Source organism: Pseudomonas sp. CFBP 13710 (genome assembly GCF_014842235.1).
GTDB classification, from domain to species: Bacteria; Pseudomonadota; Gammaproteobacteria; order Pseudomonadales; family Pseudomonadaceae; genus Aquipseudomonas; species Aquipseudomonas baltica.
On the sequence record NZ_JACYVJ010000001.1, the window covers coordinates 14,755 to 28,314 of the forward strand.

15 protein-coding genes are annotated in these 13,560 nt (G+C 64.5%); 6 read left to right on the forward strand and 9 right to left on the reverse strand.

The genetic code is table 11. The annotated features are described in order from the left end of the window. Positions 1-77: 77 nt before the first annotated feature. From sctV to IFT44_RS00110, 5 genes are read right to left on the reverse strand one after another with little or no spacing between them, the layout of a single operon-like run. Positions 78-2,213 (reverse strand): type III secretion system export apparatus subunit SctV, encoded by a 2,136-nt coding sequence (sctV, locus tag IFT44_RS00090; protein WP_192175196.1) that lies wholly within the window; start codon positions 2,211-2,213, stop codon positions 78-80. Continuing rightward, a complete protein-coding gene (locus IFT44_RS00095; protein WP_244652060.1) occupies positions 2,210-2,602 on the reverse strand; it encodes a tetratricopeptide repeat protein in 393 nt (130 codons plus the stop codon). The genes sctV and IFT44_RS00095 overlap by 4 nt, the downstream gene beginning before the upstream one ends. Beyond that, complete coding sequence (locus IFT44_RS00100; protein WP_192102263.1) at positions 2,592-2,969, reverse strand: hypothetical protein; 378 nt, start codon at positions 2,967-2,969, stop codon at positions 2,592-2,594. Before IFT44_RS00100 ends, IFT44_RS00095 begins: the two co-directional genes overlap by 11 nt. Positions 2,970-2,997: 28 nt before the next feature. Next, positions 2,998-3,900, reverse strand: a complete 903-nt coding sequence (locus tag IFT44_RS00105) for a SctD/MshK family protein (RefSeq protein WP_192102262.1) — start codon at positions 3,898-3,900, stop codon at positions 2,998-3,000. Positions 3,901-3,958: 58 nt separating this feature from the next. Then, positions 3,959-4,123, reverse strand: a complete 165-nt coding sequence (locus IFT44_RS00110) for a hypothetical protein (protein WP_167335519.1) — start codon at positions 4,121-4,123, stop codon at positions 3,959-3,961. Positions 4,124-4,372: 249 nt separating this feature from the next. On the opposite strand from IFT44_RS00110, the gene IFT44_RS00115 reads away from it, so the two are divergent. Continuing rightward, positions 4,373-5,104 carry an IclR family transcriptional regulator gene (locus tag IFT44_RS00115; RefSeq protein WP_192175197.1) on the forward strand — a complete coding sequence of 244 codons (732 nt, stop codon included), beginning with the start codon at positions 4,373-4,375 and terminating at the stop codon, positions 5,102-5,104. A 44-nt stretch (positions 5,105-5,148) separates the two neighbouring features. Here IFT44_RS00115 and IFT44_RS00120 read toward each other — a convergent pair whose 3' ends face one another. After that, positions 5,149-6,126 (reverse strand): hydroxyacid dehydrogenase, encoded by a 978-nt coding sequence (locus IFT44_RS00120; protein ID WP_192175198.1) that lies wholly within the window; start codon positions 6,124-6,126, stop codon positions 5,149-5,151. A gap of 236 nt (positions 6,127-6,362) precedes the next feature. Between IFT44_RS00120 and IFT44_RS00125 the strand changes: the two genes are divergently transcribed. The 4 genes from IFT44_RS00125 to IFT44_RS00140 all read left to right on the forward strand — a co-directional run bounded on the left by IFT44_RS00125 (position 6,363) and on the right by IFT44_RS00140 (position 10,131). After that, entirely contained in the window at positions 6,363-7,046 is a 684-nt protein-coding gene (locus tag IFT44_RS00125; RefSeq protein WP_185793632.1) for an RraA family protein, read from the forward strand. Positions 7,047-7,220: 174 nt separating this feature from the next. After that, entirely contained in the window at positions 7,221-8,174 is a 954-nt protein-coding gene (locus IFT44_RS00130) for a tripartite tricarboxylate transporter substrate binding protein (RefSeq protein WP_192047365.1), read from the forward strand. Next, positions 8,162-8,623, forward strand: coding sequence for a tripartite tricarboxylate transporter TctB family protein (locus tag IFT44_RS00135; protein ID WP_185793630.1), 462 nt, complete (start codon positions 8,162-8,164; stop codon positions 8,621-8,623). The genes IFT44_RS00130 and IFT44_RS00135 overlap by 13 nt, the downstream gene beginning before the upstream one ends. After that, positions 8,623-10,131: a tripartite tricarboxylate transporter permease gene (locus IFT44_RS00140; protein WP_192102259.1), complete on the forward strand. Its 1,509-nt coding sequence runs from the start codon at positions 8,623-8,625 to the stop codon at positions 10,129-10,131. Before IFT44_RS00135 ends, IFT44_RS00140 begins: the two co-directional genes overlap by 1 nt. 37 nt (positions 10,132-10,168) lie before the next feature. Here the strand turns inward: IFT44_RS00140 and IFT44_RS00145 are convergent, their stop codons facing one another. Both IFT44_RS00145 and IFT44_RS00150 read right to left on the reverse strand, forming a co-directional pair. Then, positions 10,169-11,050, reverse strand: a complete 882-nt coding sequence (locus IFT44_RS00145) for a serine hydrolase domain-containing protein (RefSeq protein ID WP_192136588.1) — start codon at positions 11,048-11,050, stop codon at positions 10,169-10,171. Positions 11,051-11,207: 157 nt separating this feature from the next. Continuing rightward, a complete protein-coding gene (locus tag IFT44_RS00150; protein WP_192057356.1) occupies positions 11,208-11,606 on the reverse strand; it encodes a RidA family protein in 399 nt (132 codons plus the stop codon). A 142-nt stretch (positions 11,607-11,748) separates the two neighbouring features. Here IFT44_RS00150 and IFT44_RS00155 point away from each other — a divergent pair, with 142 nt between their 5' ends. After that, on the forward strand, positions 11,749-12,666 hold the full coding sequence (locus IFT44_RS00155; RefSeq protein WP_192057768.1) for a LysR family transcriptional regulator: 918 nt from the start codon (positions 11,749-11,751) through the stop codon (positions 12,664-12,666). A gap of 10 nt (positions 12,667-12,676) precedes the next feature. Here IFT44_RS00155 and IFT44_RS00160 read toward each other — a convergent pair whose 3' ends face one another. Further along, positions 12,677-13,504: an EamA family transporter gene (locus tag IFT44_RS00160; protein ID WP_192175199.1), complete on the reverse strand. Its 828-nt coding sequence runs from the start codon at positions 13,502-13,504 to the stop codon at positions 12,677-12,679. Positions 13,505-13,560: the final 56 nt, after the last annotated feature.

Below are 13,560 nucleotides of genomic sequence, written 5' to 3' on the forward strand. Positions count from 1 at the left end.
AAGCGCCAGCCATGCGCCGGCGCACGGCACTCGGCGCAGCAGACCACGCAGCCGGCGGGTGGGCATCGACAGCTGGTTCATGCCAGGACTCCTGCATCGGGAGCAGCAAGCGCAGCCGCAGGGCTGCCGGGCAGGGCGATGGAGCGCAATGTATGCAAGGTGAATTCTCGGGTCAGGTCTTGATAGGACAGCACGGGGATTTCCAGGTCGTGGCGCACCAGCCACTGGCGCAGATAGCGGCGCAGATCGGCCGACACCATCAACACCACTTGAAAGTCGTCGTCCGTGCGGTTGAACGCTTGACGCAATTGCTCCAGCAGCGCCTGGCCGAGCGCTTCCGGCAGGCCGACGCTGCGGCTTGCTTCGGTGCGCCGCAGCGCCTGGCGAATCGCGTCCTCGGCAGGTCGGGCGAGGACGAAGGCGGCGATGACCCGGTGCTCGTCGGCGTAGCGATGACAGATCTGACGTGCCAGCGCGCCGCGGGCGTGTTCGCTCAGTACATGCAGTTCGAGATCGCGCGGGCCCCATTCCACCAAGGCCTCGAGCAGGCCACGCAGGTTGCGCAAGGCGATACCCTCGTCGAGCAGGCGGCGCAGGATGTCCGCCAGACGCTGGAGCGAAGTGTGCCGCAGGGCTTCGCGCACCAGCTCCGGATAGTCGGCTTCGATGCGGTCGAGCAGGCGGCGGGTTTCCTGGATGCCCATGAAGTCCGCAGCGTAGCGCGTCAACACGGTCTGCAGGTGCGCCCCCAGCGCCTGTTCCAGCCCATGAAAGCCGATGCCGGCCTGTTCCAGCGCCTCGCGGTGAACCTGGTCGACCCACAGCGTGTCACTGCGACCCACCAAGGCCATGGCGGACTGCGGCTCCACGTCGAGCAACTGCACGTGCAGCGGATCGTCGCGCACCCACAGGTGGGCGGCAGGCAACGGACCGGCGCTGATCGGAATGCCTTCGAGCAGGACCGCGAACTGATCGGCGGCCATACCGGGATCGATCCGCGTTCCCACCTCGGGCAGCTCGATGCCCAGTTGCTGCATCACCGCCTGGCGCGCGTCCTCGGCATGCTCGCGCAGTTCGTCCGCAGTAAGGTGCAGGGCCAGGGTCTGGCCGACCCGCAGCATGATGCGCCGCTCGGGCTCCACCGGCTCCGGCAAGCGCTCCACCGAAGCGGTTGCACCGGCTGCACCTGACTGATCGATTGCCGTGGCGGGCACGCTCTGGGTCAGGGCATAGCGCGCCTGGCGCCGGTGCAAGGCCCAAGCGGCGGCACCCAGAATCGCCGAGATGAACACGAAGACCAACGCAGGGAAACCGGGAATGAACGCCACTGCCAGCAGGATAACGGCGGTCAGGGTCAACGCGCGTTGGTTAGAGCCCAGCTGGCCGATGATCTCGCTGCCCAGGTCCTGGTCGTCATCGCTGGCAACGCGGGTCACCACGATGCCGGCGGCGACCGCGATCAGCAGTGCCGGGATCTGCGCGATCAAACCATCGCCGACGGTCAACAGCGAATAGGTATGGCTGGCTTCGCTGAACGAAAGCCCGCGTTTGGCCATGCCGATGGCCATGCCGCCGAGCAGATTGACGAACAGGATCACCAGGCTGGCGATTGCGTCACCCTTGACGAACTTCATGGCCCCGTCCATGGCCCCGTACAGCTGACTCTCGCGCTCCAGCAGGGAGCGCCGCTGCTTGGCCTGCGCCGGCTCTATATCGCCGTTGCGCAGATCATTGTCGATGCTCATCTGCTTGCCGGGCATGGCGTCCAGGGTGAAGCGTGCGGCCACCTCGGCGACCCGCTCGGCGCCCTTGGTGATCACCAGAAACTGGGCCACGGTAATGATCAGGAACACCACCAGGCCGATCACCACCTCTCCGGCAATCACGAACTCGCCAAAGGCCGCGACGATCTCGCCGGCGTCGCCCTGCAACAGGATCAAGCGCGTTGTGGTGATCGACAGCGACAGGCGCAACAGGGTGCTGAGCAAGATGATCGGCGGCAAGGCGGAAAAATCCACCGAACGCGAAACGTAGAACGCCACTACCAGCACCAGCAGGCTGAAGGCGATGTTCACCGCAATCAGCGCGTCGACCATGATCGTCGGCAACGGAATGATCATCATCACCACGGCCAGCATCATGAAGGCGGCAATGACCACGTCACTGCGCTGCGATGCCAACAGCGCCAGGCGGTTGAGTGGGGCGAGGTTCATGGGTTCGAAGTCCTTGGCGGGGCAGGCCCCAGCAGGTGACGGGAAAAACACTCGCGTGCGCCGGCATGATCGCCGCTGACCCAAAGGGCGCGGCTGCGCAGCAGCGCATGGCACGGGTGCTCGCCTTCCAGGCCGATCAGGTAGTCGAGCGCATTGAGCGCCCGGCGTCCGTCACCCGATTGAGTGAACAAGGCGATCAGGCTGCGCAGGATATGGATGTCGTCCGGGCAGATGCGATAGGCCATCAACAGGTAGGTCAGGCCACGTCGCTCCTGGCCGCTGCGTGCATACGACTGCCCGCGGCTGTGCAGCCACTGGGCGCAGTCACGCGGCGACGGCGCCGCTGGGATCATGTCCATCTCGCCTGGCAGTTCGCGGTCAGCCGTCATGGTCAGCGCCGGCTTCCAGGTGAGCCTCGGTGTCGCGCTGCAGTTGCATCTCTTCGTGCAGCAACGCCAGCGCCACCGCTTCGGTTTCCGCATCAGCGCCCAAGTGCGGCACGATGACATCGATCAGGTGCTGGAGAATCTGCGCGGTGCGGTGCGGGCTGAATATCGTCGGGTCCTGAACCTGAACCTGAGTCAGCTGCTCGAGCCGTCCGCGCAGCGACTTGCCGATATCGGCACGCCGGTTGCGAATGGCTTTCTCGAAGGCCTCGCGGGTAGCCGTCGCGGCACTGGCGGCGGCTGGTTGCACCGGCTCGCTGCGCAGGCTGCCGGCCGTGGGCTCGGGCCCTTTGCGCGCCTCGACTTTCATGCCGCTGGCTCCCGCCTGGCCCGCAGATTCATAGGGTCAACTCGAATTCCTTGCCCTGGCGGGCAAGAATCAGCCGATCGTGTTCGATACGCTGCAGAACCCAGCCATCGGCCAGCGCCGCACCGGGGTAGAGGCGTTCGCCGCGCTCGCCTAGCACATAGGGTTGCGGGCCCAGCCAGACCGCCTGGAAATGCACCCGCGGCGGCACCAGCGGCGGTGCTGGCAGCACGTCGTTGCGCAGCACCGGCGCATTGCCCCAGGTCCGGTCATACCAACTCTGTACCTCGATCCAGCGGGTGCGCTGATCACTGTCGACCAGGCCACTGACCCGCAGCGTGTTGCCCTGGGTGTCGATGGATAACGGTTGCAGGCCGGCTTGATCCAGACGCTCGCGCAGCGCAGCCAGTGCCTGAGGCTGTGCGCTGGCGATTGCAGGCCGGGCTTCGGCAGTCGGCGCAGCGCCGTCGATGGCCAGCGCTGGGGCTGCTTCGGTCCATGGCCGCCACAGGTAGCCGACAACGATCAGCAGGCACGCCATGGCGAGCAGCGCCCAGCGAGCGGTTGCTGCCGAGCGCGGTGGTTCGCTGCCGGGTGGATGCGAGAGGCGCAGGGCGGTGTGGCCAACGCTCAGTTGCACCGGCAGGCTGCAGCGGTAGCCGTGGCCCTGGGCAACGCGCACCTCGCCCACCATGACATCGCCGCCGGTGGCCTCGATCGCCAGGAAGCGCCGGTGTACGTGCACGGTGAGATGGGTTGCATGGATCTGGGGGTCGCGCAGGACGATGTCGCAGTCTTCATGGGCGCCGATGCGACAGACACTGCTTTCGAGCGCAACGACCGCACCGGCATGGGGGCCGCTCAGCACGTTGAGCTCGGGAAGAAGGGGGTGGGCAGTCAGTGGCAGGGAGCGGTGTGCAGCAATCACAGGCATTCATCACTCGGCGTCGACAAGAACGGGCGGGTGGCGCAGCACGCCACCCGCCAGCGAATCAGTTCTGCGGACGCTGCTTGGCGGCGTCGAGCTCGGACTTCTTCTCGGTGGTGATCTCAGTCACCTTGGCCGATTTCTCGATGGCCGAGTCGAAGGCAGCGGTCATTTTCTCGATCGCTGCGTCGGCGCTGCTGGTGCTTGCTGCTGGGGTAGTGGTGCTCATGGTGTCTCTCCTTGTTGAGGGGATTAATGTCTGATTCGCTGCTACTGCACAGATGCAGACGGCATGTCACCACAGCCACCTTGAGGTGAGTCCCGGTGGCTGCAGGGGTACCCTACAGGCAAGGCGGTTAAGGAATTGTGTCAGCGGCGAAATGCGCAGCGCTCAGTTGTAGCCGCCATACGGTGGTTGTCGGATAATGACGCGCAGCCCCGCCAGCTTGGTCGGGGGATCGCCACTGAGGATTGTCTGATGGTAAAAGCGCGCCCGCGTCCGGCGGTAAATGGAGTCGCTTCGGCCGATCGGGTGCTCACGGTGCTTTCCGCGTTCGCCATCGGCGACACGGCGCTGAGTCTGGTCGAGTTGGTGAACCGTACCGGGCTGATCAAAAGCACCATCATGCGGCTGATGGTTTCGCTGGAAGACCATGGCTACATCACCCGCATGGCCGACGGACGCTATCAGCTCGCCAGCGAAGTCATGCGGCTGAACGCGGTGTATCAAGAGGCGCTGGACCTGGAGCGCCACGTGATGCCCCGGCTGCACCTGTTGGCTGAACAAACCGGCGAGACCGCCTCGTTCTACGTGCGCCACGGCGCCTACCGAATGTGCCAGTTCCGGGTGAACTCGGCGCATCGGCTCAGGCTCAACCTGCAGCCCGGCGACATGCGCCCGATGGACGAAGCGGCGGGGGCACAGGCATTGCGCGTGCCGGTCCAGATCGGCACGTCGCTGGACAAACCCTATTTCTCCAAGGGCGCTACCGACCCACACGCCGCGTCGATTGCCTTGCCGGTGTATGGCGCGCAGCGCGAGCTGATGGGCGCGCTGGTGATCTCCGGACCTGCTAGCCGCCTGACCGAAGAAGCGGCTGAAAGCCACTGGGCGCTGCTGTTCGACACCGCGCGCGACCTCATGCGCAGCCTGGGTTTCAAGCCGGCGGACGAGCAGGCAGCCAGCGCTGAGCCAACCGCCGCCCAATAGCGTTCCCCGCAAGGCCGCCCTTCATCGGCAGCGCCCGACGACGATCAATGGCCCAGCAGGTGGCGGTTGACCACGCAGCGTGGGTCCAGCTGCGCACCGTTCCAGACGGCCAGAATCTGCTGCAGCGCCACCAGGCCCACCCGGTCGCGTGCTTCGCTGGTGTTGGCGCCGACGTGGGGCGTGGCGACCAGCGTCGGCAGGTCCCATAGCGCGCTGTCCGCAGGCGGCGGCTCGGGGCTGAACGTGTCCAGCCCGGCACCGGCGATCCGCCCTTGTTTCAATGCCTCCACCAACGCCTGGGTATCCACCAGCTCGCCGCGCGCGGTGTTGATCAGCACGCTGCCTGGGCGCATGCGCGCCAGTTGCGCCGCACCGATCAGGTGGTGGTTGCTGTCGGTAAGCGGGCAATGAAGGCTGATCACATCGCTGTCGGCCAACAGCTGGTCGAGGTTTTCTTCGCGCTCGACATGGGTCCGCTGCGGCAGCTCGCGCAGGTAGGGGTCGTAGACCTTGACGCGCATCCGTAGCGGCGCCACCAGGTCCATCAGGATGCTGCCGATAGCGCCCAGGCCGATCAGCCCCAGGGTTTTGCCGAACAATTCGATGCCGTTGGCCGATGACTTGTCCCAATGGCCGGCGCGCAGGCGTGCGTCCAGCCGGGCGGTCTGCCGCGCGACGCTGAACATCAGGGCAAATGCATGTTCGGCCACCGACTGCGCGTTGGCCCCTGCGGCAATGGTGACGGGAATGCCTCGCTCGGCAGCCGCCTGGATGTCGATGGTGTTATAGCCCACGCCGTGCTTGGCGATGATTTTAAGCGAGTGCGCAGCGTCGATCATTGCCCGAGTCAGTTGGCCCTGGCGGACGATGATTGCGTCGGGTTGTTCGCTCGCGATGGTCGCCAGCAGCTCGGTCTCGGGCAGATAGGGCGTGGTGGCGATGATCCTGAGGCCCTCGGCGGCGGCCAGGCGCATGGCCTCAGGGGCAAGTTCGGGACCGGTCAGCAAGACGGTGCGGGGCATCGTGAATACCTTGTTTTTATGTGTGAGTGGTTCCAGCCGGGACGCGGTGTGCGACCTGGTCTCGACGGGCACTCGAATCTATCATAATGAAACGACGTTGCGATAATTCTGAAAATAAAGTCTTGCTCCTCCGCAGGATAGATTGAATTGGGTGTTGATTTGGCATTTATGAAATGCAATTCTAAAAAACGCCACCTATCCATGACATCGAATAACACCAAGCAGAGGTATGTCACATGAGCATCGGTTTTCAGGTTGTGCAACGTTCACGCCGCGTGAGCCCGCAATGGGTCGAGCGCTTCCGTGAGCTTCCCGTGGCCAACGTCAGTGATTCGATGAATCGCATGACCGCCGCTGGCGCCCGCCTGCGGCCCATGCACCGTCAAGGCGTGCTGGCCGGACCGGCGCTGACGGTCAAGGCGCGGCCTGGCGATAACCTGATGCTGCACTACGCACTGGACATCGCCGAGCCGGGCGACGTGATCGTGGTCGACGCCGGTGGCGACCTGACCAATGCGCTGATCGGCGAAATGATGGTCGCCTACGCCATCAAGCGCGGCGTGGCGGGGATCGTCATCAATGGCGCCATTCGTGATGCCGCCAACATCGCCTCAGGCGACTTTCCACTATTCGCCGCCGGAGTGTCCCACCGCGGGCCGTACAAGGATGGCCCCGGTGAGGTCAACGTTCCGATCGCCATCGACGGCATGGTGGTGGAGCCCGGCGATCTGGTGATCGGCGATGAGGACGGCTTGCTGTGTGTGCCCTTCGAGCATGTCGAGCAGGTGTACGCGCGGGCGGCTGCCAAGTACGCCGCCGAGCACAAGCAGATGGAGCAGATCGCGCAGGGCAGCAATGACCGCACGTGGGTGATCGCGGCGCTCAAGGCCAAGGGTTGCGTGCTGCCGGGTCAGGCATGATGCATGCGTTCACCTGCGTGAAGCACTGGCTGTCCGCCAGTCATTAATCGCTTTTAAAATGGCGTTCTATTCTGCTAGATTCGAAACCCTGCCTACGTGCATCATCCGAAAAAGCTGACAGATACGCCCCGAACACGCTTGTTGCCTCACATAAAAACAACTGAGGAACACTTCATGAATCACTGCAAATCCGTTTTGTCCGCAACGCTCGTGGGTTTGGCCCTGAGCTCGTTCAGTGCTCACGCGGCCTGGCCGGAAGACCGTCCAATCGAATTTCTCGTGGCCTATGCGCCCGGTGGCAGCACCGACGTGATGGCGCGCACCATGCAGCCGTACCTGGAAAAACGTCTCGGGGCGAAAGTCGTCATCGTCAATCGGCCCGGTGCCGCTGGCGAAATCGCCTACACCGCATTGAGCAAGGCACGGCCCGATGGCTACACCTTCGCGTTCATCAACACCCCCGGTTTTCTCAGCACCCGAGTGCAGCGCAAGGTGGGCTATGCGGCCGACTCCATTCGCCCGGTGGCACGTATCGTCGACGACCCCACCGTGCTCGCCGTGCCCAACGATTCGCCCTACAAAACCCTCAACGATTTCATCCAGGCTGCCAAGGCTGCACCCGGCAAGCTGTCGGTAGGTACCTCCGGCGTGGGCACCGACGATCACCTGATGATGGTGCAACTGGACCAGCTCGCAGGCATCGAGCTGACCCACGTTCCCTTCGGTGGCGCATCGGAGTCCAGCACCGCCTTGATGGGCGGACACATCAGCGCGGCCGGCCAGAACATCAGCGAGCTGAGCGATGACACCAAGTACCGCGTGCTGGCGCAGTTTTCCGCCGAACGCATGCCCCAGGAACCCGACCTGCCCACGGCCAGGGAGCAGGGCGTCGACCTGGTGATGACCTCGGAACGCGGCATTGCCGCGCCTGCCAAAGTCCCGGTGGAGATCGCCGCGCGCATGTCCGTGGCCGTCAAGGAGGTGCTTGAGGATCCGGCCTTTCTCAAGCAGGCCAAGGACTTGTCGTTGCCGATCGCCTACCTGTCCGGTGAGGACTGGGCGGCCCAGATGCCTGCGCAGACGGAGCGTTTCCAGCAGCTCTGGAGCGCGTCGCCATGGGTGAAATGAGCTTGACCGCACGGGGCAACCGCCCCGATCTGCTGGCCAGCGCGATCTTCATCGGCCTCGGCGGGCTGGTGCTGTGGTCCACGCGCGACCTGCCGGCCGGCAGCGCTGCCATGATGGGGCCCGGGTTCATGCCGCTGATGATCGGCTCGCTGATCATCATCCTCGGCTTGGTCGTGGGGCTCATGGGATTGTTCAAACAGGTGGAGTCGATCGACCCGGTCAAGCTGCGACCGCTGTTGATCCTGCTGGCAGCGGTGGGCGGGTTCGCCCTGGCCGCCGAGCTGGCCGGGTTCGTCATCGCCGCGGCAGGGTTGATCATCTTCGGCAGCATGGCCGACAAAGCGTGGCGGGTCCGCGAGGTGCTCATCTCCAGTACCGTGCTGACCCTGTTCGGGCTGCTCGTATTCATCTACGGACTCGACGTCCAAATGCCGGTGGGGCCCTTCTGATGGACATGTTCGACGCGCTGTACCTAGGCTTTTCCGAAGCGTTGAGCCCGACCAACCTGGCGTTCTGCCTGATCGGTGCGCTGCTCGGTACCTTGATCGGCGTCCTGCCGGGCATCGGCCCGACGGCGACCGTGGCGATCCTGCTGCCGATCACCTACTTCCTGCCGCCGCTGGCCGCGCTGATCATGCTGGCAGGGATTTTCTACGGCGCTCAATACGGGGGATCGACCACAGCCATTCTGGTCAACTTGCCGGGTGAAGCCTCGGCGGTCGTCACGGCGCTGGACGGCCATGCCATGGCCAAGCAGGGAAGGGCTGGCGCGGCACTGGCCACCGCAGCGCTGGCGTCGTTCTTCGCCGGGACCGTGGCGACCGTGGCCCTGGCCGTTGCAGGGCCGCTGCTGTCGAAGTTCGCGCTGTCGTTCGGCCCTGCCGAATATGTAGCGTTGACCGTGTTCGGGTTATTGGCTGCGACCATCCTGGCCAGCGGCTCGGTGATCAAGGCCGTCGGCATGGTCTGCATCGGCCTGCTGCTGGGCATGATCGGCATCGACGTGAGCAGCGGTTCGACCCGGCTGACGTTCGGCAGCACCGACCTGTACGACGGTATCGATTTCGTGGTTATCGCGGTCGGCCTGTTCGGCATCGCCGAGATCGCAGTCAACCTGGAGTCCGGCGAGGCCAAGACCTCACTGGCCGGCAAGATCACGCGCCTGTGGCCCACCCGTGAGGATTTCCGCCGGGCCTGGCCGGCCACGTTGCGGGGCACGGCGCTGGGGACGTTTCTCGGTGTACTGCCGGGCGGCGGTGCAACGTTGAGCGCCTTCAGTGCCTATTCCCTGGAAAAGAAGATGTCGAAGACCCCGGAGAAGTTCGGCACAGGCCTGGTCGAAGGGGTGGCTGCACCGGAAGCCGCCAACAACGCCGGCGCGCAGTCTTCGTTCATTCCGCTGCTGACCCTGGGCATTCCGTCCAACTCGATCATGGCAATGATGCTCGGGGCCATGATGATCCACGGCATTACCCCCGGCCCGTCGGTCATCACCAACCAACCGGCACTGTTCTGGGGGCTGATCGCCAGCATGTGGATCGGCAACGTCATGCTGTTGGTCATCAACCTGCCATTGATCGGCCTTTGGGTGCGTTTGCTGCGGGTACCGTACCGTCTGTTGTTTCCGGCCATCCTGCTGTTCTGCTGCGTCGGCGTGTACAGCGTGAACAACCGAGGTTTCGACGTGGCCCTGGTGATCATCTTCGGCCTGCTGGGATATCTGTTTCGCAAGGCCAAGTGCGAGCCCGGGCCGCTGTTGCTCGGCTTCGTACTGGGGCCGCTGCTGGAGACCAACCTGCGCCGCGCGCTGTTGATCTCTCAGGGTGACCCCGTCGTGTTGATCGAGCGCCCCATCAGTGCCGTGCTCTTCGCCGCGTCCGCCATTCTGCTGGTGATGATGGTGCTGCCAGCGTTTCGCAAGAAGCGCGAAGAGGCCTTTCAGGACGAAGAGGTCTGAAGGGCTGAGTGGCCGCCGAGCGTCGATCGAGCGCGCTTCAGCCGTTGAGATGGCGGCAGATGTGCTCGACGACGCAGGCCTCGACAGCGCCTTCGCTGGTGTCCTGGGCGAAAGCTGCATAACTGGCGCAGACGTCACCCAGGCAGCCTCGGTACACCGCGACGACGCTGCCGGGCCCGCAGCCGGTATGCCCTGCCAACACCACACCGCCTTCCACCGGACCGCGCATCAGCCCCAATGCATAGCCCGGTGCCCTCCAGGGTCTGCCGGCAATCGGGCCGCCCAGGGTGTGCGTTTCCTGCATCGCCTGCAGCAAGTCGCCAGGCAGCAGGTGTTCGCTGAACAGACGGTCAAGCAGCAGTACGGCCTGTGACAGCGGGCCGATCAGCAAGCCGTGATACACCCAACCTGGGTCGTACGTGGCGAGGCCGGTGCAGGCTTGCTGCAGATCGGCGCGATCGATGGCGAAACGCACGTTGGCGATGCCCAATGGCAACAGCACGCGCGCGTGCAGTGCATCGGCCAGCGGCAGGTCGGTGGTGCGTTCGATCAGCCTGGCCACCAGCAGGTAGCCGACGTTGGAATAACGCCAGCCCGCGCCAGGGCTGTAGCGAAGCCGATCGGCCTGCAAGCGCTGCAGCATCTCTTGCGCCGACCAGGCCGGCTCACGGTTGGCGACGGCGGTATGGTATTCGGCCAGCTCGGCATAGTCCGCCAATCCCGCCTCATGCCGCAGCAGGTGGCGCAACGTGTAGTCGTGGCCCGTCAACGGCTCGTCCAGGTCCAGCCTCCCGTCACGGACCAGGGTCAGTGCGGTGGCGGCAAGCACCGTTTTGGTGAAGCTCCACCACGGCAGCATCGGCTCGGGGTGCTCTGCCAGCAGCAAGGGCTGGCCGTTGAGGACTGCGGAAATCAGCATGCTGGGCTCTTGGGCGAATGAGTGGGCGGATGCACGCTTCGCGACTGGCGCATTGTGTTCGCCCGTCCCATGGTAGACCAGACCCGAGCGCACTGTGCCTGAACTGTCTGGTCATCTGCGAGCATGTCGTGGAAATCGTGTGGAGTTTTCGAGCGACTTAGCTTTGCGGCGGCAGCTTCGCTATCACCTTGATCTCGAAATCGAATCCATACAACCAGGTAACGCCCACGCAGGTGATGTTGGGGAAGGGGGCTTGTCCCCAGTATTCGGGCACCACTTCCCAGATGGTCTCGAACCTGGACTGCGGATCGACGATGAACACCGTGACGTCCACCACGTCATCGAATGTGCAGTCGGCTGCCAGCAGCACGGCGTTGAGATTTTTGAATGCCAGGCGCACCTGGTCCCGCAAGTCGGGCTCGGCCGAGCCATCCTCGCGGCTGCCGACCTGGCCAGACACGAACAGCAGGCCATTGCTGCGAACGGCGGGGGAGTAGCGGTTGCGCTCGTAGAGCGCCTGGCGACCGGCTGGGAAAACGACGTCACGCTGAGTCATGGGATTGCCTCCTGGAGCGGGTCGGGTGACCCGTCATCTATGGTGCAGCCACAGTAGAGGCTTGCCAGGGCTGCATAAACGAGCAAGTCTGGCCAGAACTGTTTGGATTTCCCAAACAATGGCCAGTCAGAATGAGGTGCTGATGGACCGTTTCGATGCCATGCAGGCCTTCGCGCGGGTGGTGGAGACGGGCAGCTTCACCCGGGCGGCGCAGACCTTGCACATGAGCAAGACCACGGTGACCCAACTGGTGCAGCAGCTCGAAGCGCGCCTGCGGGTGAAGCTGCTGAACCGCACCACGCGCAGGGTCAACGTCACCGCCGACGGTGCCGTCTACTACGAGCGGGCGATACGCCTGCTGGCCGATCTGGACGATGCCGAAACCGGCCTTTCCAGCGCCGCGATCGCGCCGCGCGGCAGGCTGCGGGTAGACGTACCGAGCCCGTTCGCCAGCCATGTGCTGATGCCGGCCATGCCCGACTTTCATCGGCGCTATCCGGATATCCAGATCGACATGGGCGTCAGCGACCGCATGGTCGATATCATCGGCGAGAACGTCGACTGCGTCGTGCGCGGCGGTGAGCTCACCGATCAATCGCTGATGGCGCGTCGCCTGGGTGATCTGCAACTGGGGGTCTATGCCTCACCTGGTTATTTGCACCGGCTCGGCACGCCGCAACATCCCAGCGAACTCGACGCCACGCAGCACCGTGTGATCGGTTTCCTCTGGGCGCGCACGGGCAGGGCGCTGGCCTACACCCTGCACCGTGCCGCCGAGAGCATCACGGTGCGCGGCCAGCCGGTGCTTTCGGTCGACGACGGCAATGCCTACCTGGCTGCCGGTCTGGCCGGAATGGGGGTGTTGTGGCTACCGGGGTACATGGCCAGGGCGCCACTGGCCCGCGGCGAGCTCGTTCCGCTGTTCCAGGACTGGCAGCTCGATACCATGCCGATGTACATCGCCTATCCGCCCAACCGACACATCAGTTTGAAGTTGCGGGTGTTCATCGATTGGGTGGTGGAGTTGTTGCCATTCGAGGGGCCTGCACAGGGGCGCTGACCTGGCGCGCTCAGCCGATGATCACCGTACCCAACGCGATCACCGTACACGCCAGCACCTTGCGCACGGTCAGGCTTTCACCGAGGAAAAAATAACCGATCAACGCGGCAAACAGCACGCTGGTTTCACGCAGTGCCGAGACCATGCCCATGGGAGCATCGGTCATGGCATAAATGACGATACCGTAGGCCAGCAGCGAGACCAGCCCGCCGGCTGCAGCAGTCGCCATTCCAGGCCGCCAGGCGAACAGGCTGCGCGCGCCACGACGTGCGATGTACACCGCTGGCATCAGCACACCCCACAGTGCACACATCCAGACGGTATAGGCCATGGGCGCGCCAGACAGGCGCGCGCCGATGCCATCGGTGACGCTGTAGGCCGCGATGAAGGCGCCTGTGCCCAAGGCGTAGGGCAGGCTAGGCACAGCGAGTTTGCCCTTGCTGAACGCCAGTAGGATGATCCCGCCCGAGACCAGAAAAATGCCCAACAGGGCACTGGCCTGGATCTGTTCCCCGGCGAACAGGGCTGCGCCAAGGGTGATCAGAATCGGCGACGAGCCGCGTGCTACCGGATAGGTCTGGCCAAGATCGCCCGCCCGGTAGCTGCGCACCAGGAACAGGTTGTAGCCAACGTGCAGCACACCCGACAGCACCGCATACGGCCAACTCGCCTGGGCTGGCGCGACCATGAACAAAGCCAGGGTGATGCAGGTGACCGCCACGGCCAGGCACATGACGGTCATGGACCACAGGCGGTCTTGGCCGCCGCGCAACAGCGCGTTCCAGCCGGCATGCAGCAGGGCGGCAAACAATACGAGGGAGATGATGGAGATAGGCATGCGCCATGTTAGGCCGCCCATCAGTGGATGTAACAGAGAAGTCTGCTCATTGCGTC

Bases quoted from the DNA above. Each gene is read 5' to 3' on its own strand.
- sctV (WP_192175196.1), bottom strand. From the start codon at position 2,213: ATGAACCTCGCCCCACTCAACCGCCTGGCGCTGTTGGCATCGCAGCGC.
- IFT44_RS00095 (WP_244652060.1), bottom strand. From the start codon at position 2,602: ATGACGGCTGACCGCGAACTGCCAGGCGAGATGGACATGATCCCAGCG.
- IFT44_RS00100 (WP_192102263.1), bottom strand. From the start codon at position 2,969: ATGAAAGTCGAGGCGCGCAAAGGGCCCGAGCCCACGGCCGGCAGCCTG.
- IFT44_RS00105 (WP_192102262.1), bottom strand. From the start codon at position 3,900: ATGCCTGTGATTGCTGCACACCGCTCCCTGCCACTGACTGCCCACCCC.
- IFT44_RS00110 (WP_167335519.1), bottom strand. From the start codon at position 4,123: ATGAGCACCACTACCCCAGCAGCAAGCACCAGCAGCGCCGACGCAGCG.
- IFT44_RS00115 (WP_192175197.1), top strand. From the start codon at position 4,373: ATGGTAAAAGCGCGCCCGCGTCCGGCGGTAAATGGAGTCGCTTCGGCC.
- IFT44_RS00120 (WP_192175198.1), bottom strand. From the start codon at position 6,126: ATGCCCCGCACCGTCTTGCTGACCGGTCCCGAACTTGCCCCTGAGGCC.
- IFT44_RS00125 (WP_185793632.1), top strand. From the start codon at position 6,363: ATGAGCATCGGTTTTCAGGTTGTGCAACGTTCACGCCGCGTGAGCCCG.
- IFT44_RS00130 (WP_192047365.1), top strand. From the start codon at position 7,221: ATGAATCACTGCAAATCCGTTTTGTCCGCAACGCTCGTGGGTTTGGCC.
- IFT44_RS00135 (WP_185793630.1), top strand. From the start codon at position 8,162: ATGGGTGAAATGAGCTTGACCGCACGGGGCAACCGCCCCGATCTGCTG.
- IFT44_RS00140 (WP_192102259.1), top strand. From the start codon at position 8,623: ATGGACATGTTCGACGCGCTGTACCTAGGCTTTTCCGAAGCGTTGAGC.
- IFT44_RS00145 (WP_192136588.1), bottom strand. From the start codon at position 11,050: ATGCTGATTTCCGCAGTCCTCAACGGCCAGCCCTTGCTGCTGGCAGAG.
- IFT44_RS00150 (WP_192057356.1), bottom strand. From the start codon at position 11,606: ATGACTCAGCGTGACGTCGTTTTCCCAGCCGGTCGCCAGGCGCTCTAC.
- IFT44_RS00155 (WP_192057768.1), top strand. From the start codon at position 11,749: ATGGACCGTTTCGATGCCATGCAGGCCTTCGCGCGGGTGGTGGAGACG.
- IFT44_RS00160 (WP_192175199.1), bottom strand. From the start codon at position 13,504: ATGCCTATCTCCATCATCTCCCTCGTATTGTTTGCCGCCCTGCTGCAT.